Origin of the sequence: Methylobacterium sp. 285MFTsu5.1 (genome assembly GCF_000383455.1) — a bacterium.
In the GTDB taxonomy this organism is placed as follows: Bacteria; Pseudomonadota; Alphaproteobacteria; order Rhizobiales; family Beijerinckiaceae; genus Methylobacterium.
Window position 1 is genome coordinate 26,997 of record NZ_KB911280.1, and the last position, 17,926, is coordinate 44,922.

Genomic DNA, 17,926 nt, shown 5'->3' on the forward strand with positions numbered 1-17,926 from the left:
CGGCGCCGCCGGCCGTCGCGGTCGGGCGTCCGTGACGCGTCATCCGAACGGTGGAGGCGCCGAAATCCGGCAGGCCGCACGATCGCTGTGGCCTGTGACACTCCGATATTGCGTCGGACTTCAACCGGATGCCATGGTGCGGCGCCGCACCAAGCACCTTGGGGTTGTGTAACTGCGCTGGACCGGCCGCGATTTCCCCTGTGAGTCCGGCGCGCCGGGGGCCACGGGGCACCCGCGCGTGAAGGCGCCGGCACCCGAGCAGGAGCGACGCCGGCCCGACCGGGGGCGCTCGAGGAGGCCGTGATGAAGATCCTGATCGCCGCGACGCCGCTCACCGGCCACGTGAACCCGCTCCTCGCCATCGGTCGGACGGTGGCGGCCCGGGGGGACGACGTCCTCGTGCTCACCGACCCGGCCTTCCGGCCGAAGGTCGAGGCGGCGGGCCTGCGCTTCACGCCCTACGCGGACAACCACGCGGCCGAGTACCGCGAGACCGAGCTGCCGGCCGGCCCGGAGCGCTACCGCCGCGAGTTCGAGCGGCGGTTCGTGGATCCGATGCCGGTCCAGGCCGCCGCCCTGCGGGCGCTGATCGCGGCCGAGGCGCCCGACGTGATCCTGGCCGGCAGCATGTTCCTGGGCGCGCTGCCGCTGCTGCTCGACAGCGCGCCGCGGCCGCCGATCGTGACCGTCAACGTCAGCATCCTGTTCCTCGACCGGCCCGACCACGCGCCCGTGGGCCTCGGCCTGCCGCCGGCCCGCGACCGGGACGATCTCGTCCGCTACGCGACCCTGAAGGCCGGCATGGACGCGGCCTTCGTCAACCCGGTGCGGGCCTACACGGACGCGAAGCTCGCCGCGCTCGGCCTGCCGCCCCTGCCGGCGTCCCTGCCCCACTCGATCGTGGTCCTGCCGGACCTGTTCCTGCAGCCGACCGTGCCGGGCTTCGAGTACGAGTACGGCACCCTGCCGCCCGGCCTGCGCTTCATCGGCCTGCTCGATCCGCCGACGCCGCCCGCGCCGCTCCCGGACTGGTGGCCCGATCTGGAGGCGGCGAACGCGGCGGGCCGGCCCGTCGTGCTGGTCACCCAGGGCACACTGGCCAACGCGGATTTCGGCGAGCTGGTCGAGCCGACACTGACCGCCCTGGCCGACCGGGACGATCTGCTGGTCCTGGCCACCACCGGCGGCCGCCCGGTGGACGCGCTGAAGGTTCCGGTCCCGGCCAACGCCCGGGTGTCGTGCTTCCTGCCGTTCCGCGAATTGCTGCCGCGGGTGAGCGTGCTGGTGACCAACGGCGGCTACGGCAGCGTCTCGCAGGCGCTCGCCGCCGGCGTGCCGATCGTGTCGGCCGGCCTGACCGAGGACAAGGCGGAGGTGAACGCGCGCATCGGCTGGTCCGGCGTCGGGATCAACCTCGGGACCAACGCGCCGGCCCCGGAGGCGGTCGGCGCCGCGGTGGCGCGGGTGCTCGGCGAGCCCGACTTCCGGGCGCGCGCCGGGGCGCTGCGGGACGCCTTCGCGGCCCGGGACGCCATGGCGTCGATCCTGACGGCTCTGGACGATCTCGCGCGCGCCGGGACCGATGCCGGGACCGCGCGCCGGCTGGCGAGGTCGGCGTGATGCCGGCCTCCGACACCGCGGCGCTCCGGGTCGTCGTGGATCTCAACCGCTGCCAGGGCTACGCCCAGTGCTGCTACGCCGCGCCGGACGCCTTCGCGATCCGCGGCCACGAGATCCTGTTCTACGATCCCGCGCCGCCGGCCGATCGCCGCGGCGCCATCGAGCGGGCCGTGCAGGCCTGCCCGGTCCGCGCCATCAGCCTCCAGGCCGGCCCGGACGACGGAGACGCGCCGTGACCCCCGAACCCGCCGGCATCGTCGTGGTCGGCGCCTCCCTCGCCGGCCTGCGCGGCGCCGAGACGCTGCGGCGGGGCGGGTACGACGGCCCGCTCACGCTGGTCGGCGCCGAGCCGTACCGGCCCTACGACCGGCCGCCCCTGTCGAAGCACGTGCTCGCCGGGGAACTCGCCGCCGACGCGACCCGGCTGCCGGAACTGGCGGATCTGCGCGCCCGCTGGCGTCTCGGGAGCCCGGCCGTCGCCCTCGACCGGGCAGCCCGCACGCTCCGGCTCGCCGACGGGTCGGCGCTGGCCTACGAGGCCCTGCTCATCGCCACCGGCGCCGAGGCCCGGCCCTGGCCGGCCGAGACCGGCGGCGGGCTCGCCGGCATCTTCACCCTGCGCGGGCGCGACGACGCGGCCGCCCTGCGGGACGCCCTGCTGGCGCGCCCGCGGCAGGTGCTCATCGTCGGCGGCGGCCTGATCGGTTGCGAGGCGGCCTCCTGCCTGCGCGACCTCGGCCTGCCCGTGACCCTGATCGACCCGAACGCCGCGCCCCTGGCCCGGGGTCTCGGGACCTTCGTCGGCGGCGTGATCGCCGAGCGTTTGCGCGAATCCGGCGCCACGTTCCACCCCGGCACGATGGTGCGGGCGTTCGAGGGCGACGCGGCGGGGCACGTCGCCCGGGCCCGGCTGGCGGACGGCAGCACCGTCGAGACCAACCTCGTCATCGCCGCCCTTGGGGCGACCCGGGCGACGGGCTGGCTGCGGGGCGCGGGCCTGCGCGCCGATGCCGGCGGCGTGACCTGCGACGCCGCCTGCCGGGTCCTCGACGCCGACGGGGTGCCCTGCCCGGACATCTACGCCGCGGGCGACGTCGCTCGGTGGCCGATCCCGCTCTACGGCAATCGGCTGATCGCCGTGGAGCACTGGGGCAACGCCGTCGAGCAGGCCGCCCACGCCGCGCGCAACATGCTGGCCGGCCCCGGCGAGCAGCGCCCCTACGGCCACCTGCCGGCCTTCTGGTCGAGCCAGTTCGGGATCAACATAAAGCTGGTCGGCCTCCCCGACGGCGCCGATTCCGTCGCGGTGGTGCAGGGGTCGCGGGCGTCCCGCCGCTTCCTCGCCGTCTACGGACGCGCCGGGCGCAGCATCGCGGCCGTCTCGTTCGATCAGGCGCGCTGGCTGCCGGCCTACGCGGAGGCGATCACGGCCGGCGACCCGTTCCCGCCGATCACCGACGCCACCGACCGGCCGCGCGTCGAGATGGCGGCCCCGGGCTTCCCGACGCCGCGCCGCGCCGCCCCGGCGCCGCCTTCCACCGAGGCCGTCCATGTCTGACGACGCGCTGTTCGCCGCCGTGATGGATCCGGCCAACCGGGCCGACCCGTACCCGCTCTATCGACGGTTGCGGCAGCAGCCGGTCTCCCGCCAGCGCGACGGCAGCTACGTCGTCTCCACGCACGCGGCGATCCGCAGCCTGCTGTTCGACCCGCGGCTCAGCTCCGAGGATCTGCCACCGCCTCGGCGGCCCCGCACTGGCAATCCGCTCAAGGACCTGATCCTCAACCCGATCAAGAACCGCATCAGCGCCACGCACCGCCCGTTCATCTTCCGCGATCCCCCGGACCACGACCGGCTGCGCAGCCTGGTGATGCGGGAATTCTCGATCGCGCGGGTTCAGGCGCTGCGGCCGCGGATCGCCCGGGAGGTGGACGGCCTGATCGACGCCTGCCGGGACCGGCGGGAGGTCTGTCTCGTGAGCGACCTCTCCTACCCGCTGCCGGTGACGGTGATCTGCGAGCTGCTCGGCGTGCCACGCGAGGACGAGCCGCGGTTCCAGGCCTGGGCGACGCAGCTCGCCACGGCCGTCGAGCCGGACGCGCGCCACGACGACGCGACCCGGCGCCAGATCGTCGGCGCCTTCGACGAGATCGCCGCCTACATGCGCGACCTCATCCGCGAGAAACGGCGGCGCCCGGCCGACGACATGCTGAGCGGCCTCGCCGCCCCCGGTCCGGACGGCCGGAAGCAGATGAGCGACTTCGACCTCCTGTCGACGGCGGTCCTGCTGCTGGTCGCCGGTCACGAGACCACCGTGAACCTCATCACCAACGCCATGCTGACCCTGCTCCGGCACCCCGAGGAGCTGGAGCGGCTCCGGGCCGATCCGGAGCGCGCGCCGCGGCTGATCGAGGAGGTCCTGCGCTACGAGCCGCCGGTGCACTTCCGGACCCGCAAGGCCCTCGGCGCGATCGCGGTGGCCGGCGAGATGATCCCCAAGGGGGCACCCGTCATCCTGATGTTCGCCGCCGCGAACCGGGATCCCGACCGGTTCGCGGAGCCAGACCGCTTCGATCCCGACCGGGGCGACATCGAGCATTTCGGCTTCGGCGGGGGCCTGCACTACTGCGTCGGCGCGCCCCTGGCGCGGCTCGAGGCCGAGATCGCCCTGGTGGCGCTGAGCCGCCGCCTCGTCGCCCCGCGGCTCGCGGTCGATCCGCCGCCCTACCGGCCGGGCGCGTCGCTCCGGGGGCCCGAGCAGCTCGGCATCGGCATCGACGGGATCGCCTGATCCGGACCGGGCCGGCGCGAGTCGTAAAGCGACGGTGAACGGGGCTGTTTCACGTGAAACATTCGTAAACCCCTTCGCCGCGGTCGCCCGGACGGCGACGCCGGAACTTGGCCGTGCCGAGGCGGGCTTTACGGGAGAGCGGCCGAGACGGCCGCAATCCCGAGAGCTTCCGGAGAGACGACGCCATGAAGGCATTGTGCTGGCACGGCCGCAACGACATCCGCTGCGACACGGTCCCGGATCCGGTCATCGAGGATTCCCGCGACGTCATCATCAAGGTGACGAGCTGCGCGATCTGCGGCTCGGACCTGCACCTGATGGACGGCCTGATGCCGACCATGAAGAGCGGCGACGTCCTCGGCCACGAATTCATGGGCGAAGTCGTCGAGGTCGGACAGGGCTTCACCAAGTTCAAGAAGGGCGACCGGATCGTGGTGCCCTTCAACATCAATTGCGGTGCATGCCGGCAGTGTAAGCTCGGCAACTTCTCGGTCTGCGAGCGGTCGAACCGCAACGCCGAGATGGCGGCCGCGCAGTTCGGCTACACGACGGCCGGCCTGTTCGGCTACTCGCACCTCACCGGCGGCTACGCGGGTGGCCAGGCCGAGTACGTGCGCGTGCCCATGGCGGACGTCGCCCCCATGAAGGTGCCGGACGGCATGGACGACGAATCCGTCCTGTTCCTCACCGACATCCTGCCCACCGGCTGGCAGGGCGCCGAGCACTGCGAGATCCGGGGCGGCGAGACGATCGCGGTCTGGGGCACCGGCCCGGTCGGCATCTTCGCGATCCAGTCCGCGAAGATCATGGGGGCCGAGCGGATCATCGCCATCGAGACCGTGCCCGAGCGGATCGCCCTGGCCAAGAAGGCCGGTGCCACCGACGTCATCGACTTCATGAACGAGGACGTGTTCGAGCGGATCAAGGAGATCACCAAGGGCCAGGGCGCCGACGGCGTGATCGACTGCGTCGGCATGGAGGCGAGCGCCGGCCACGGCGGCCTCACCGGCATGCTGTCGACGGTGCAGGAGAAGCTCACCGCCACCGAGCGCCCCTACGCGCTGGCCGAGGCCATCAACGCGGTCCGCCCCTGCGGGATCGTCTCGGTGCCGGGCGTCTACGGCGGCCCGATTCCGGTCAACATGGGGGCGATCGTCCAGAAGGGCCTGACCCTCAAGAGCGGCCAGACGCACGTGAAGCGCTACCTCGAGCCGCTGACCAAGCTGATCCAAGAGGGCAAGATCGACATGACCTCCTTGATCACCCACCGCTCGCAGGATCTCGCGGAGGGCCCGGACCTCTACAAGACCTTCCGCGACAAGAAGGACGGCTGCGTGAAGGTGGTGTTCCACCTGAACTGAGGCGGCGGCGTCCCGGTCGGCGATCGGCCGGGACGCCCCTCTCCGCCGGGCTGGGCGCGGCGTCCCGAAAGCGTGTAGAGCCGGCAACGCGCTCACCGACCACGCGGGGTGTCCATGTGCAATCTCTACAGCCTGCGAACCGGCCCGGCGGACTTGCGCCGGGCCTTCGAGATCGCGGAGGATCGCACCGGAAACCTCCCGCTGTTGCCGGCTATCTTTCCCGACCAGCTGGCGCCTGTGGTCCTGAACGGCGCGACCGGCCGCGACCTCGCGATGATGCGCTGGGGCATGCCCGGCCCGAAGGCGTTCGGCGAGCACCCGATCACCAACGTGCGCAACGCCGCGAGCCCGCACTGGCGGCCCTGGCTCGGCGTCGCCCACCGCTGCCTCGTGCCGGTCACCGCCTTCAGCGAGTACGCCGACACCAAGCCGCGCAAGACGCCGGTCTGGTTCGCCCTGGACGAGGACCGGCCGCTCTTCGCCTTCGCGGGGATCTGGCGGCCCTGGACCGGCGTGCGCGGCACGAAGCGCGAGAACCCCGACCGGGTCGCCGCGGAGCACCGGCTCTTCGCCTTCCTGACCACCGAGGCGAACGGCGTCGTCGGGCCGGTCCATCCCAAGGCCATGCCGGTCCTGCTCACGAAGCCGGAGGAATGGGCGACGTGGCTGGAGGCGCCGACCGCGGAGGCGCTCCGGCTCCAGCGGCCGCTTCCCGACGCGGCGATGCGCGAGGTCGCCCGCGGCGCGCGCTCGGACGGGCCGGAGGCCGAAGCCGAGGCGTGAGGGGCGCTAGCCGCCGGCCGGCTCGCCGGAGGGCCCGTCGGGCGCGGCCGACCAGCCGCGGGCCCGCCAGCGCGACACCACGGCGGCGTTGAGCCGGGCGATGCGCGCCCGGTGCGCCTCCCAGAACGACATCGGCTTCGCCGGGACGGCGGCGACGCGGGTCCGGTGGACGGGGCCCGCCGGCCGCGCGGCGAGACGGTCCGGCGCGGCCGCGCGGGCGCTCGCCCGGACGACGCGCGCCTCCGGGTTGCCGAGGATCGCCTGGGCGCGGGCGCAGTAGAGCTGCGACAGCGGCGACATCGCCTCCGAACCGTGGCCGGCCCGGTACTTCATCAGGGCGCGGCAGAGGTCGCCGTCGGCCCGGCGCCACGCCTCGGCGAGGTAGCGGACGCCGTAGCGGACGTTGATCTCCGGCGACGCCAGTTCGGCGACGGTGCCGCGGAAGCCGAGCATCGCCGCGGTGGTCGGGCGGACCTGCATCAGACCGACCTCGCCCACGCTGCCGACGACGGTGGGATCGTAGCCGCTCTCGATCCGCGCGACGGCGTCGGCCACCGCGAGGGGCAGGCCGGTGCCGGCGGCCTCGCGGGCGATGAGCGGCAGGTAGCGGGCGCGGGCGTCGGCGGCGACCGGTGCGGGCGCGGGTGCGGGCACGGCCGCAGGCGCGGGCGGGACCGGCGGCAGGGCTGCCATGCCGACGGCGTGCACCGCCAGGAAGGTGGCGGGCCGGGCCTGCGCGGGGGCGGCGCAGGTCAGCAGCAGGAGAAGCAACGGAGCGCGCATCGGCCGCCACGGAGAGGAACCGGGACCTGTCTATCCCGGCCGCCTCAACGAAGCCTTTCGCCGGCGCGCGCCCTACTGGATAGGGCCGCGGTCCCGCGCCTGCAGCAGCCGCAGGGCCTCGCCCAGGACCGCGTGGAGGTCGGCCGCGCCCTGCTGGCTCAGCGGCAGCCCGACCCGCTGCCCGTGGATCGTGTCGAGGACCAGCATGGCGAGGTCCTCGCCGATCAGCAGGTTGGATCCGGGCAGGCAGAGTGGCAGCACGAAATCGCCCTCGACCTCGCCGAGGGCGTCGACCGCGTCCGCGGGCCGGAAGGGCGGTTTCCGATCGGTCATCGCTCCTCTCCTCGCATTCCTCCCGGCGCCGGTCCCCGGCGCCGCGGCTCAGTCGCGGTCCGGCATCCGCACCGACCGCACCGTGAGCGTGTCGATCTCCAGCGAACCGACCTCCAGGGTGCCGATCCGGGCGCGGCCCACCGAGAGGCGGCCGATCGCGAAGGCGCCGACCGCCACGACGCCGAGGGCCGCGGCCCCGAGGGCCAGCGCGCCCAGGGCCGACGCCCCGATCGCCCCCGCGCCGACGGCGCCCGATCCCAGGATCGCCGTGTCGTGGGACGGGATCACCCCCGTCCCGTCGGGGCGGCTCTGCGCCTCCGGAACCCTCGAACGCGACATGCGGATTCCTCTCCGAGCGGGCGACTGCGGAGCCAGCTATACCCGACGTTAACCGCGTTTTCACGCCGCTCGGAGACGATGGCACTCGATCCCGGCCGGCCCGGACCGCGCGTCCGCCGCCAGAGAGGACGTCGCCCGTGCAGCACCTGTTCCAGGCCGTCGCGATCTTCGCGTTCGGCTGCCTGCTGATCCATGCCGGTCGCGCCTATGCCCGGGCGACCACGCTCCTGCTCTCCGCGACCGTGCTGATGCTGAGCGTCACCCTCGGCACCGTGCTCTGCCAGCGGATCGGCCTTCCGGGGCGCTCCGTCGCGGCCGGCCCGTCCTACACGGTGGCGCTCGGCCGGCCCGCTCCGTAGAGCCGCGTCCGGTATGACGGGATGCGCCCGAGGCTCGGGACGGTGTCGCGCGGTGGGGCCGCGCCGGTCGAGCGGGATCAGGGCCAGACGCGGATCGCCACCGGGCGGCGCAGCAGGTCGCGGTCGGAGGTGATCGTGCAGCCCTCCGTGCGCAGGCTCGCGTAGGTCAGCAGCGCCCGGTCGCCGACGTCGTCGAAGTTGCGGCCGCGCGCGTCCGGGTCGAGCAGCGAAGGGTAGGCGAGGAGCGGCGCCGTCGCCGCGCACGGGTCGTCGTAGAGGGTCGCGCCCTCGAGCAGCAGGCGCGGGCTGTCCCAGGCGATCAGGTCGCGGGAGGTGGTCCAGTAGAAGCCCGACCGGGGAAAGCCCTCCCCCGCCTTGGCCATGAACACGGCGATCCAGGCGCCCGTGCCGCGGTGCCGGACGACGGCGCCGACCGGGCCCGGGAACGGCCCGACCGGCCGGCAGGTCGCCGTGTTCGGGCGGGCGGCGCGGTAGGGGTCCGGGAAGGCGGCGGTGAAGCCGGTGCCGGTCCAGGCCCGCCAGCGGGCCGGGTCGGCCGGGTCGTCGCTGCGGAACAGGCAGACCCCGGCCTCCTGATCGCTGCCGGGCCGGGTCCAGCCGGTGGTCGAGGCGAGGAAGTACCGCCACGTCCCGTCCGCGACGATGTTCGACGGGTTGAAGAAGCCGCGGTGGCGGCCCTGGTCGACCTCCTGCCGGAACGGCGCCCCGGCGACCACGACAGGCGGGCTCTGGCGCTTGAAGCTGCGGCCGCCATCCGTCGAGGCTGCGGCCGTGATCGTGTTGTACCAGCAGGCCATGTAGCTGGCCGCCGGGCAGCGGCCGGGATGCTCGTTGGCCTGGTACTCGTGGTGGAGGAGCGCGGCCACGCGGCTCCCGTCCTCGGTCCAGGTGGCGGTGATCCAGGAGCGGTCGTCGTAGGTGGCCGGATCGGGCTTCTCGCCCGAATCGAGCACCACCGCGCAGTCGATCTTGAGATGCTCGAGGTCGGGACCGCGCAGCGCCCGGTTGCGGTAATGCATCCCGTAGAGCGCCACCGCGCCCGACGCGTCCCGGAAGGCGCGCGCCGGCGCGTCGGGCACGTCGGCGCCGTCGCAGGCGTCGCGCCCCGCCTTGAAGACGAGCGCGGGCGGCCCGACCAGCGTCAGCGCCGAGAGCGGCGGCTCGGGCGCGGCCGCGGCAACGCGCGGGAGGAGCGCCAGGGATAGCGCCAGGGGGAGCGCCAGGGAAAGCGTCGGCAGGATCCGGCGCGCCGCCGTCCCGGAGCCGGTTGGGCGCGCGGCGCGCGTCCGTCCGGCGATCCCGTTCGCCCAACCCATGATCGCCACCCGGCTGCGTCCCGGCCGCGCCTGGACAAACAGGCGGAGATTCGCTTGAGAACCATTACAGAGTGCTTGCCGCCGACCGGACGCGCGCGGCCCGACCGAAAGTCATCCATGGTTCTCCTGATCCTCGGGCTGGTGCTGTTCCTCGGCACGCACGCCTTCTCGATGGCCCGCACCCGCCGCGCCGCGATCGTCGGCCGGATCGGCGAGGGCCGCTACAAGCTCGGCTACACCGCCCTGTCGCTGCTCGGGCTCGTGCTGATCGGGATCGGCTTCCACGATTACCGGCTCGCCGGCTATATCCCGGTCTGGGACCCGCCCGTCTGGACGCGCCACCTCGCCCTGACGCTGGTCTGGGCCGCCTTCGTGTGCCTCGCGGCCGCCTACCTGCCGGGCCATATCCGCGCCAAGGCCAAGCACCCGATGCTGCTCGCCGTGAAGATCTGGGCGACGGCGCACCTCCTCGCCAACGGCGATCTCGGCTCGATGCTGCTGTTCGGCGGCTTCCTTGCCTGGGCGGTGACCGCCCGGATCAGCGCCAAGCGCCGGGGCCTCGCCCCGGGGGCGGTCGCGGCCCAGCACGGCGGTCCGGCGGCGGCCCCGCTGGGCTGGCGCAACGACGTCCTGGCCCTGGTGATCGGCACGGCCGCATGGTTCGTCTTCGCCCGCTACCTGCACTACCCGGTGATCGGCGTGCCGGTCTGGCCGGGTACCCCGGCCTGAGCCGGCCCCCGAGACGACACCCGAGGCGGCCCCGAGACATGGCCTGTCGCCAACCCGGCGCCCGTGTGTTAGGCGCGGGGCCCGAACGCGACGAGGTGGCCCGCTGAGATCATGCGGGCCGGGATAGAATGGCCGAGAACAACGAGTTCCTCCGCGAAGTCGACGAGGATTACCGCCGCGACCGGATCCTCCAGATCTGGAAGCGCTACAGCGGCGTGATCATCGCGCTCGCCGTGCTGCTGGTGGCGGGCGTCGCGGGCTGGCGCTACTGGCAGGCCCAGCAGCGCGCGGCGGCCGAGGTGGCCTCGGTGCAGTTCGACGACGCCAACCGCCTCGCCAAGGACGGCAAGGTCGCGGAGGCCGACAAGGCCTTCGACGCCCTCGAGGCGCAGGGCCCGGCGGGCTACCGCCTGCTCGCCCGGTTCCGGGCGGCGGCCGAGACCGGCAAGCGCGACCCGGCGGCCGGGGCCGCGGAGTTCGACAAGCTCGCCGACGATACCGGCCTCGGCGACGGCCTGCGCGACCTCGCGCGCCTGCGCGCCGCGCTGCTGCGCCTCGACGGAGCGAACCCGGATCCGGCGCTCGCCAACCTCCAGGGCCTCGCCGCCGGGACGCCGTTCCGCCACACGGCCCGCGAGATGCTGGGCCTCGCCGCCCTGAAGAAGGGCGATTACGAGGACGCCAGCCGCTGGTTCGACCAGATCGTGGCCGATCCCGACACGCCGCGGAACCTGCGCGAGCGGATCGAGGTCTACGCGGCGATCGTCGCGGGCGGCCCCGTGACGGTGACCGCGGCCAAGCCCGAGCCCGCCGCGCCGCCGCCGCCGATCACGCGCTGATTTCATCGTCCGGACTGTCTCGAGAACCACCATGGATATGCCGACCGTCGCGATCGTCGGGAGGCCGAACGTCGGCAAGTCGACCCTGTTCAACCGCCTCGTGGGCAAGAAGCTCGCGCTGGTCGACGACCGCCCGGGCGTGACCCGCGACCGGCGCGAGGGCGACGTCGCGTTCGGCGGCCTCCAGTTCCGGGTGATCGACACCGCCGGCCTGGAAGAGGCCGACGAGAAGACCCTCACGGGCCGGATGCGGATGCAGACCGAGGCGGCGATCCTCGCCGCCGACGTGGTCCTGTTCGTGATCGACGCCCGCGCCGGCGTGCTTCCGGCCGACCAGCCCTTCGCCGAGCTGGTGCGCCGCGCCGGCTGCCCGGTGATCCTGATCGCCAACAAGGCCGAGGGCGGCGCCGGCCTCGCCGGCGCCTACGAGGCCTTCACCCTCGGGCTCGGCGACCCGATCCCGTTCTCCGCCGAGCACGGCGAGGGCCTGGGCGAGCTGCACGAGGCGCTCAAGGGCGCCCTGCCCCAGCGCGACGAGGACGAGGAGGCCGACGACGACGCCCCCGGCGGCCGCGCCCTGAAGGTCGCGATCGTGGGCCGCCCGAATGCCGGCAAGTCGACCCTGATCAACAACATGCTCGGTGAGGACCGGCTGCTCGTCGGCCCCGAGGCCGGCATCACCCGCGACTCGATCTCCCTGGACTGGGAGTGGCGCGGGCGGCGGATCAAGCTGCACGACACCGCCGGGATGCGCCGCCGCGCCCGGATCGACGACAAGCTGGAGAAGCTCGCGGTCTCGGACGGCCTGCGCGCGGTGCGCTTCGCCGAGGTGGTGGTGGTGCTCCTCGACGCGACGATCCCGTTCGAGAAGCAGGACCTCACCATCGTCGACCTCGTCGAGAGCGAGGGCCGCGCCCTGGTGATCGGCCTCAACAAGTGGGATCTGGTCGCCGACCAGCCGGGCCTGCTCAAGCAGCTCCGCGAGGATTGCACCCGGCTGCTGCCGCAGGTGCGCGGCGTCGGTGTCGTGCCGCTCTCGGGTCTCGCCGGCGACGGCGTCGACAAGCTGATGCAGGCGGTGGTGCAGGCCGCCGAGGTCTGGGACCGGCGCGTCTCGACCTCGCGCATCAATGACTGGCTGAACGAGGCCACCTCCCGCAACCCGCCGCCGGCGGTGTCGGGCCGGCGGATCAAGATCCGCTACGCTACCCAGGTGAAGAGCCGGCCACCGCACTTCGCGCTGTTCGGCAACCAGCTCAACGCCCTGCCGAAATCCTACACGCGCTACCTCGTGAACGGCCTGCGCGAGGCGTTCGACCTGCCGGGCACGCCGATCCGCCTGTCCCTGCGCACCTCGCAGAACCCGTTCGACAAGGGCTGATCCGAGCTCCTGTCGTCCTTGCGAGCGGAGCGAAGCAACCCAGTGTCGCGCCGCGCTGGTCGAGGTCGCGGCACCCCGGGTCACGTCGCTCCGCTCGTGATGACGGCGCGGATGCGGCAGTGCTCAGCGCGCCGCGTCGGCGATCCAGTCCACCGCGGCCGCCAGCGCGGCGCGCTCGTCCTGATCCGCGGCGAGCGCGGCCTCGTAGGCCGCGATCTGCCCGTCCGCGCTGGTCCCCTCGGCCACGATCGCCCGCGCGCGGGCCACGTCCGCCGCGCAGCCGAGAGCGTCCGCGTCCTCGGCCACCAGCGTGAGCACCGCCTCCAGCGCCTCGGCGAACGGCACGGCCTCGCCGCGCGCCTCGTCGATCAGGGACGCGGCGACGCCGCTGTGCTGGGCGCGCCAGAGATTCTCCGAGGCCAGCGCCCGCGAGACGCCGTCGAGCCCGGCATGGAGGTCCGGCCGGCGCGCGCACAGGCGCACGAGGCAGCGGAACAGCGCGGCGACGCAGAGCGAATCGTCGAGGCGCGTGCAGGCGTCGACGATGCGCAGCTCCAGGGTCGGGAACTTGATGGAGGGCCGCAGCGACCACCACAGGAAGCTCGCGTCCGCGATGGCGCCCGACCGGGTCATGATGGCGACGAACCGCGCGTGGGCGTCCGAGTCAGTGAACAGTTCCGGCAGGCCGGTGCGCGGCAATTCCCCGAAGACGCTGAGCCGGTAGGCCCGCAGGCCCGTCGCCTCGCCCTGCCAGAACGGCGAGGAGGCCGACAGCGCGAGCAGCAGCGGCTGGAACGGCAGCAGCCGGTTCATCAGGTCGACCCGGGCGTCGGGGTCCGGAACCTCGACGTGGACGTGCATGCCGCAGATCAGGGCCCGCCGCGCCGCGATGCCGACATCCGACAGGATGCCCTTGTAGCGCGCGCCGTCGGTGGCGGTCTGGCGCGACCAGCGCGCCAGGGGGTGCGTGCCGCAGGCCAGCAGCCGCAGGCCGTTCTCGGCCGCGATCCCGGCGAGCTGCCGCCGCTGGCCGCCGAGATTCTCCCGGGCGGCCGCCGCGTCAGTGAGCGGCGGCGTGCAGACCTCGACCTGCGCGGCGACCAGCTCGCGGCCCGTCTCGGGGAGCTCCGCCTTGACCCGCGCGTGGAAGGCGGCGAGGTCGCCCCGCGGCGTCCCCCGGGTCTCGGCATCGGCCAGGAAGTACTCCTCCTCGATGCCGAAGCGGTAGCTCGGGGTGCTCATCGTGGTCTCCGGAAAACGCGACGCGTGCGCGCCAACGCGCCGGCGGGGACGAAGGTGCCGCTCAGGGCGTCCGCAGCGGCCCGCCGACCAGCCAAGCGGGGTCGAACCAGCGGTCGGCCTCGCCGTCGTAGGGCAGGCGCGTGATGTCCCAGTTCTGGATGTACCGCGCGTAGACGTTCCACACCGCGATCCCGCCGCCGACGAAGATCCGCCGCCCGGGATAGCGCTTGAGCACCGCCTCCGGATCCTCGTGGCTGCGGATCACGTCGATCGTGCGGTCCTTGAAGGCGAATTCGGGCACCGAGGCCACGGTCTTCGGCCCGGCGATCAGCACGTGGCCCATGGTGAGGGCGAAGAAGCGCGTGACGTCCTCCACGAAGAGCGGGTCGGTGTTGCCCTCCCAGGGCAGGTGGCCGTTGAGGCCGAGCTGGCCTCGCAGGCCGATCGCGCAGATGCAGCGGACGTCGATCATCGTGATGAACTCAGAGAGGAAGATCAGGCCCGTCCTATACAACCCCTCATCCCGAGATGCCCGCGCGAGCGGACCGCGAAGGAGGGCGCAGGGATCGCGCGACCTCCGGGCCGTTCTCTCGAGGCCTCCGCTTCGCTCCGGCACCTCAGGATGAGGCAGGCGGTGGGATGTGCGTTCGAATAACAGCGCAGGGGCTCACTCGGGTGCGCGGAAACTCAGCACCCGGTCGGTGGGGAAATCGTAGAGCTTGCCGGTCTCGGTCCAGTCCGGGGACGCGAGCCGCACGAAATGGGGCGCGAGCTCCTCGGGCGTCCGGAGGGTCTCGGGGTCCTCGCCGGGCATGGCCGAGCGGCGCATGCCGGTCCGCAGGGGGCCGGGATTGAGCAGCATGGCCCGGATCGCCGCGCTCTCGTTCTCGGCCGCGTAGGTCCGCACCAGGGCCTCCAGCGCCGCCTTCGAGACCGAGTAGGGCCCCCAGTAGGGCCGGCACTTCGAGGCGGCCCCCGACGAGACGAAGATCGCCCGGCCGGCGTCCGACATGCGCAGCAGCGGGTCGAGGGAGCGGATCAGGCGCCAGTTGGCGGTGACGTTCACGTCCATCACCTGCCCCCAGATCTTCGGGGTGATGTGGCCGATCGGCATGAGCGCGCCGAGGATGCCGGCATTGGCGACCAGGATGTCGAGGCGCTTCCAGCGCTCGTTGATCGCCGCGCCCAGGCGGTCGATCGCGTCGTAGTCGGCGAGGTCGAACGGCACCAGGGTGGCGCTGGAGCCGGCCGCCCGGACGGCGTCGTCGAGCTCCTCGAGGGCGCCCACGGTCCGGGCCACCGCGATGACGTGCGCGCCGGCCCCGGCCAGCGCCAGGGCGGCGGCGCGCCCGATGCCGCGGGACGCGCCGGTGACGACCGCGACGCGGCCTTCCAGGGGTCTTTGGGAGTCAGCCATGGGGAGCACGTAGCGCATTCCCGCGCCAAGGGTCGAGGAGTCCGGTTTCAAATGGCCAGTAACCGGGCCCTTTCGACCACTTTCGGTCGATGGCCCCGACCCGCGTCTTTGCGAGCGCAGCGAAGCAATCCAGGCGGCGCCATGCTCACCGATGTTGCGCTACCCTGGATTGCTTCGCTCCGCTCGCAAAGACGGCTGTGCCGAAGCCGTGTCTCTGCTTTGCCGGTCGCGCCCTTCCGGAGAGGCTCAGTCGGCCTCGGCCAGCATGGCGAAGCGCTTCGGGCCGGCGATGGACAGGTCGGTCAGGCCGGTCGGGTAGTCGCCCGTGAAGCAGTGGTCGGTGTATTGCGGGCAGGCCGCGTTGCGCGCCTCCTCGCCCATCGCCCGGTAGAGGCCGGGAATCGACAGGAAGGCCAGCGAATCGGCGCCGATATACTTGCGCATGGCCTCGAGATCGTGGGTCGCGGCGAGCAGCTTCTCCCGCTCGGGCGTGTCGATCCCGTAGAAGTCCGGGTAGGTGATCGGCGGAGAGGCGATCCGGAAATGGACCTCCGCGGCGCCGGCCTCGCGCATCATCCGGACGATCTTCACCGAGGTCGTGCCGCGCACGAGGCTGTCGTCCACGAGGACGATGCTTTTGCCCTCGATCGCCGCGCGGTTGGCCGAGTGCTTCATCCGGACGCCGAGCTCGCGCACCGACTGGGTCGGCTGGATGAAGGTCCGGCCGACATAGTGGTTGCGGATGATGCCCATCTCGAACGGGATCCCGGTCTCCTGCGAGAAGCCGAGCGCCGCCGGCACGCCGGAATCCGGCACCGGCACGACGATGTCGGCGGGCGCCGCGGCCTCGCGGGCCAGCTCCCGGCCGATCGCCTTGCGCACCGCGTAGACGCTCTTGCCGTTCACCACCGAGTCCGGCCGGGCGAAGTAGATGTACTCGAAGATGCAGGGCCGCATCGGCACGGCGTCGGCGAAGCGGATCGACTCGATCCCCTCCTCGGAGATCACCACGATCTCGCCGTTCTCGATGTCGCGCACGAAGCGGGCGCCGATGATGTCGAGCGCGCAGGTCTCGGAGGCCAGCATGTAGCGGCCGTCGAGCTCGCCCAGCACCAGCGGGCGGATGCCCAGCGGGTCGCGGGCGCCGATCAGCTTCTTGTTGGTCAGCGCCACGATCGCGTAGGCGCCCTGGATCGCCTGCAGGGCGTCGATGAAGCGCTCGATGATCCGCGGCTTCCGCGAGCGGGCCGCGAGGTGCAGGATCACCTCGGTGTCGGAGGTCGACTGCGTGATCGCGCCGTCGCGCACGAGGTCGCGGCGGATCGACAGGGCGTTGGTGAGGTTGCCGTTGTGGGCGACCGCGAGGCCGCCGCTGGCGAGCTCCGCGAAGAGCGGCTGGACGTTGCGCAGGATCGTGCCGCCGGTGGTCGAGTAGCGCACGTGCCCGATGGCGGCGCGGCCCTTGAGGCGGGCGATCGTGTCGCCGTCGGAGAAGGAATCGCCGACGAGGCCGGGGCGGCGCTCGGAGTGGAAGACGGAGCCGTCGAAGGAGACGATGCCGGCCGCCTCCTGGCCCCGGTGCTGCAGAGCGTGCAGGCCCAGCGCGACGATCGCGGAGGCGTCCGGATGGCCGAAGATCCCGAAGACCCCGCACTCCTCGCGCAGCGTGTCGCCGTCGAGGTCGAGATCGAAGGTGTCGGTGGTGGCGGCGGCGTGTGACATGGGGCTGTCGATCACTCACAGATCCCGGCGGCGACGGGCCGGCGCGCCGGTCGTCGCGGAAGCAATCCGTACACCACCGGAACCGCTATCTAGGCGTTCCGCGCGATGAGACCTACGGCGAATACCGCAGATCAGCGTCGCGTCGGGGTCGGCGCGGTCTCGGTCCGGCGCTGCGGCGCGGCGTCGGTCTCGGCCGGTGCGTCGGCGGAGTCGCTCGGCGGCGCGCCGGTCTTCGGCTTCTTGAACTGCTTGAGGAAGCCTTCCGGATTCTCGGGCAGCTGCGCCACCAGGGCGTCTCCGGACTTCTCCAGCATCGGGCGCGTGCGGGCCTGGGCGGCCCAGTCCGGCACCTTGCCCTGCACCAGCCAGGACAGGAACACCCAGCCGATCACGCAGATCAGGAAGCCGCGGGCCGCGCCGAACAGGAAGCCGAGGGAGCGGTCGACCGCGCCGATCCGCGAGTCGAGCACGACGTCGGAGATCTTCACCGTGATGATGGACACGATGATCAGGGTGCCGAGGAAGATCGCCGCGATCGACGCCACCAGCGCCACGGTGTCGCTGTTCACGTGCTGCTTCACGGTGGGCAGCAGCATGGGGTGGAGCGTCCACGCGACGGCGGCAGCCGCCACCCAGGCGACGATCGCCAGGACCTCGCGGGTCACACCACGCACGGCCGCGAGCAGCGCGGAGACCGCGACGATGCCGAGCACGGCGAGATCCAGGACGGTAAACGGCATCGTTGAGCTTTTTGGTACCCGCGGGGATGGCGCGTCGGCCGTGCGGCTCCCCCGGACCGCGGCGGATTTATACCAAGCCCGACCTCGGCCGTCACCCTGGCGCGCCCGCCTGATCGCGCGCCTGTGCCGTCCATGCATCAGACCGTGCA

At 72.9% G+C, this 17,926-nt stretch carries 19 protein-coding genes; 10 read left to right on the top strand and 9 right to left on the bottom strand.

The window, feature by feature from the left end; translation table 11 throughout:
- The first annotated feature begins 303 nt into the window (after positions 1–303).
- The 6 genes from H288_RS0117025 to H288_RS0117050 all read left to right on the top strand — a co-directional run bounded on the left by H288_RS0117025 (position 304) and on the right by H288_RS0117050 (position 6,556).
- Positions 304–1,620 carry a nucleotide disphospho-sugar-binding domain-containing protein gene (locus tag H288_RS0117025; protein WP_020093785.1) on the top strand — a complete coding sequence of 439 codons (1,317 nt, stop codon included), beginning with the start codon at positions 304–306 and terminating at the stop codon, positions 1,618–1,620.
- Positions 1,620–1,856, top strand: a complete 237-nt coding sequence (locus tag H288_RS0117030) for a ferredoxin (protein WP_020093786.1) — start codon at positions 1,620–1,622, stop codon at positions 1,854–1,856. The genes H288_RS0117025 and H288_RS0117030 overlap by 1 nt, the downstream gene beginning before the upstream one ends.
- Positions 1,853–3,178: an FAD-dependent oxidoreductase gene (locus H288_RS0117035; RefSeq protein WP_020093787.1), complete on the top strand. Its 1,326-nt coding sequence runs from the start codon at positions 1,853–1,855 to the stop codon at positions 3,176–3,178. The genes H288_RS0117030 and H288_RS0117035 overlap by 4 nt, the downstream gene beginning before the upstream one ends.
- Entirely contained in the window at positions 3,171–4,412 is a 1,242-nt protein-coding gene (locus tag H288_RS0117040; protein WP_020093788.1) for a cytochrome P450, read from the top strand. Before H288_RS0117035 ends, H288_RS0117040 begins: the two co-directional genes overlap by 8 nt.
- 185 nt (positions 4,413–4,597) lie before the next feature.
- Entirely contained in the window at positions 4,598–5,773 is a 1,176-nt protein-coding gene (locus H288_RS0117045; RefSeq protein WP_020093789.1) for a zinc-dependent alcohol dehydrogenase, read from the top strand.
- 114 nt (positions 5,774–5,887) lie between these two features.
- Positions 5,888–6,556, top strand: coding sequence for an SOS response-associated peptidase (locus tag H288_RS0117050; protein ID WP_020093790.1), 669 nt, complete (start codon positions 5,888–5,890; stop codon positions 6,554–6,556).
- Positions 6,557–6,562: 6 nt separating this feature from the next.
- Here H288_RS0117050 and H288_RS0117055 read toward each other — a convergent pair whose 3' ends face one another.
- From H288_RS0117055 to H288_RS0117065, 3 genes are all read right to left on the bottom strand, one after another.
- The gene (locus H288_RS0117055) at positions 6,563–7,339 is read right to left on the bottom strand and encodes a transglycosylase SLT domain-containing protein (protein WP_026605022.1); all 777 of its coding nucleotides are present in this window, start codon (positions 7,337–7,339) and stop codon (positions 6,563–6,565) included.
- A 72-nt stretch (positions 7,340–7,411) separates the two neighbouring features.
- Positions 7,412–7,672, bottom strand: a complete 261-nt coding sequence (locus tag H288_RS0117060) for a hypothetical protein (RefSeq protein ID WP_020093792.1) — start codon at positions 7,670–7,672, stop codon at positions 7,412–7,414.
- 48 nt (positions 7,673–7,720) lie between these two features.
- Positions 7,721–8,011, bottom strand: coding sequence for a hypothetical protein (locus H288_RS0117065; protein ID WP_020093793.1), 291 nt, complete (start codon positions 8,009–8,011; stop codon positions 7,721–7,723).
- A gap of 137 nt (positions 8,012–8,148) precedes the next feature.
- Here H288_RS0117065 and H288_RS0117070 point away from each other — a divergent pair, with 137 nt between their 5' ends.
- Positions 8,149–8,370: a hypothetical protein gene (locus H288_RS0117070; protein WP_020093794.1), complete on the top strand. Its 222-nt coding sequence runs from the start codon at positions 8,149–8,151 to the stop codon at positions 8,368–8,370.
- A gap of 77 nt (positions 8,371–8,447) precedes the next feature.
- On the opposite strand, the gene H288_RS0117075 is transcribed toward H288_RS0117070, so the two are convergent.
- Positions 8,448–9,707: a hypothetical protein gene (locus H288_RS0117075; protein ID WP_020093795.1), complete on the bottom strand. Its 1,260-nt coding sequence runs from the start codon at positions 9,705–9,707 to the stop codon at positions 8,448–8,450.
- A gap of 117 nt (positions 9,708–9,824) precedes the next feature.
- On the opposite strand from H288_RS0117075, the gene H288_RS0117080 reads away from it, so the two are divergent.
- The 3 genes from H288_RS0117080 to der all read left to right on the top strand — a co-directional run bounded on the left by H288_RS0117080 (position 9,825) and on the right by der (position 12,656).
- The gene (locus H288_RS0117080; RefSeq protein WP_020093796.1) at positions 9,825–10,436 is read left to right on the top strand and encodes an NnrU family protein; all 612 of its coding nucleotides are present in this window, start codon (positions 9,825–9,827) and stop codon (positions 10,434–10,436) included.
- Between the two features lie 128 nt (positions 10,437–10,564).
- Positions 10,565–11,275, top strand: a complete 711-nt coding sequence (locus H288_RS0117085) for a tetratricopeptide repeat protein (protein ID WP_020093797.1) — start codon at positions 10,565–10,567, stop codon at positions 11,273–11,275.
- A gap of 31 nt (positions 11,276–11,306) precedes the next feature.
- Positions 11,307–12,656, top strand: a complete 1,350-nt coding sequence (gene der / locus H288_RS0117090) for a ribosome biogenesis GTPase Der (protein WP_020093798.1) — start codon at positions 11,307–11,309, stop codon at positions 12,654–12,656.
- Positions 12,657–12,779: 123 nt separating this feature from the next.
- Here der and H288_RS0117095 read toward each other — a convergent pair whose 3' ends face one another.
- From H288_RS0117095 to H288_RS0117115, 5 genes are all read right to left on the bottom strand, one after another.
- Positions 12,780–13,898 (bottom strand): carboxylate-amine ligase, encoded by a 1,119-nt coding sequence (locus H288_RS0117095; RefSeq protein ID WP_020093799.1) that lies wholly within the window; start codon positions 13,896–13,898, stop codon positions 12,780–12,782.
- Positions 13,899–13,959: 61 nt separating this feature from the next.
- On the bottom strand, positions 13,960–14,370 hold the full coding sequence (locus tag H288_RS0117100; RefSeq protein ID WP_012320823.1) for a dihydrofolate reductase: 411 nt from the start codon (positions 14,368–14,370) through the stop codon (positions 13,960–13,962).
- A 195-nt stretch (positions 14,371–14,565) separates the two neighbouring features.
- Positions 14,566–15,315 carry an SDR family NAD(P)-dependent oxidoreductase gene (locus H288_RS0117105; RefSeq protein ID WP_026605024.1) on the bottom strand — a complete coding sequence of 250 codons (750 nt, stop codon included), beginning with the start codon at positions 15,313–15,315 and terminating at the stop codon, positions 14,566–14,568.
- Positions 15,316–15,561: 246 nt separating this feature from the next.
- Positions 15,562–17,037 (bottom strand): amidophosphoribosyltransferase, encoded by a 1,476-nt coding sequence (gene purF / locus H288_RS0117110; RefSeq protein ID WP_026605025.1) that lies wholly within the window; start codon positions 17,035–17,037, stop codon positions 15,562–15,564.
- 131 nt (positions 17,038–17,168) lie between these two features.
- Positions 17,169–17,777 carry a CvpA family protein gene (locus tag H288_RS0117115; protein WP_020093803.1) on the bottom strand — a complete coding sequence of 203 codons (609 nt, stop codon included), beginning with the start codon at positions 17,775–17,777 and terminating at the stop codon, positions 17,169–17,171.
- Between the last annotated feature and the right edge of the window lie 149 nt (positions 17,778–17,926).

What these genes read in the sequence shown, in the direction of transcription:
- H288_RS0117025 (WP_020093785.1), top strand. Translation starts at nt 304, where the DNA reads ATGAAGATCCTGATCGCCGCGACGCCGCTCACCGGCCACGTGAACCCG.
- H288_RS0117030 (WP_020093786.1), top strand. Translation starts at nt 1,620, where the DNA reads ATGCCGGCCTCCGACACCGCGGCGCTCCGGGTCGTCGTGGATCTCAAC.
- H288_RS0117040 (WP_020093788.1), top strand. Translation starts at nt 3,171, where the DNA reads ATGTCTGACGACGCGCTGTTCGCCGCCGTGATGGATCCGGCCAACCGG.
- H288_RS0117045 (WP_020093789.1), top strand. Translation starts at nt 4,598, where the DNA reads ATGAAGGCATTGTGCTGGCACGGCCGCAACGACATCCGCTGCGACACG.
- H288_RS0117050 (WP_020093790.1), top strand. Translation starts at nt 5,888, where the DNA reads ATGTGCAATCTCTACAGCCTGCGAACCGGCCCGGCGGACTTGCGCCGG.
- H288_RS0117055 (WP_026605022.1), bottom strand. Translation starts at nt 7,339, where the DNA reads ATGCGCGCTCCGTTGCTTCTCCTGCTGCTGACCTGCGCCGCCCCCGCG.
- H288_RS0117060 (WP_020093792.1), bottom strand. Translation starts at nt 7,672, where the DNA reads ATGACCGATCGGAAACCGCCCTTCCGGCCCGCGGACGCGGTCGACGCC.
- H288_RS0117065 (WP_020093793.1), bottom strand. Translation starts at nt 8,011, where the DNA reads ATGTCGCGTTCGAGGGTTCCGGAGGCGCAGAGCCGCCCCGACGGGACG.
- H288_RS0117075 (WP_020093795.1), bottom strand. Translation starts at nt 9,707, where the DNA reads ATGGGTTGGGCGAACGGGATCGCCGGACGGACGCGCGCCGCGCGCCCA.
- H288_RS0117080 (WP_020093796.1), top strand. Translation starts at nt 9,825, where the DNA reads ATGGTTCTCCTGATCCTCGGGCTGGTGCTGTTCCTCGGCACGCACGCC.
- H288_RS0117085 (WP_020093797.1), top strand. Translation starts at nt 10,565, where the DNA reads ATGGCCGAGAACAACGAGTTCCTCCGCGAAGTCGACGAGGATTACCGC.
- der (WP_020093798.1), top strand. Translation starts at nt 11,307, where the DNA reads ATGGATATGCCGACCGTCGCGATCGTCGGGAGGCCGAACGTCGGCAAG.
- H288_RS0117095 (WP_020093799.1), bottom strand. Translation starts at nt 13,898, where the DNA reads ATGAGCACCCCGAGCTACCGCTTCGGCATCGAGGAGGAGTACTTCCTG.
- H288_RS0117100 (WP_012320823.1), bottom strand. Translation starts at nt 14,370, where the DNA reads ATGATCGACGTCCGCTGCATCTGCGCGATCGGCCTGCGAGGCCAGCTC.
- H288_RS0117105 (WP_026605024.1), bottom strand. Translation starts at nt 15,315, where the DNA reads ATGGCTGACTCCCAAAGACCCCTGGAAGGCCGCGTCGCGGTCGTCACC.
- purF (WP_026605025.1), bottom strand. Translation starts at nt 17,037, where the DNA reads ATGTCACACGCCGCCGCCACCACCGACACCTTCGATCTCGACCTCGAC.
- H288_RS0117115 (WP_020093803.1), bottom strand. Translation starts at nt 17,777, where the DNA reads ATGCCGTTTACCGTCCTGGATCTCGCCGTGCTCGGCATCGTCGCGGTC.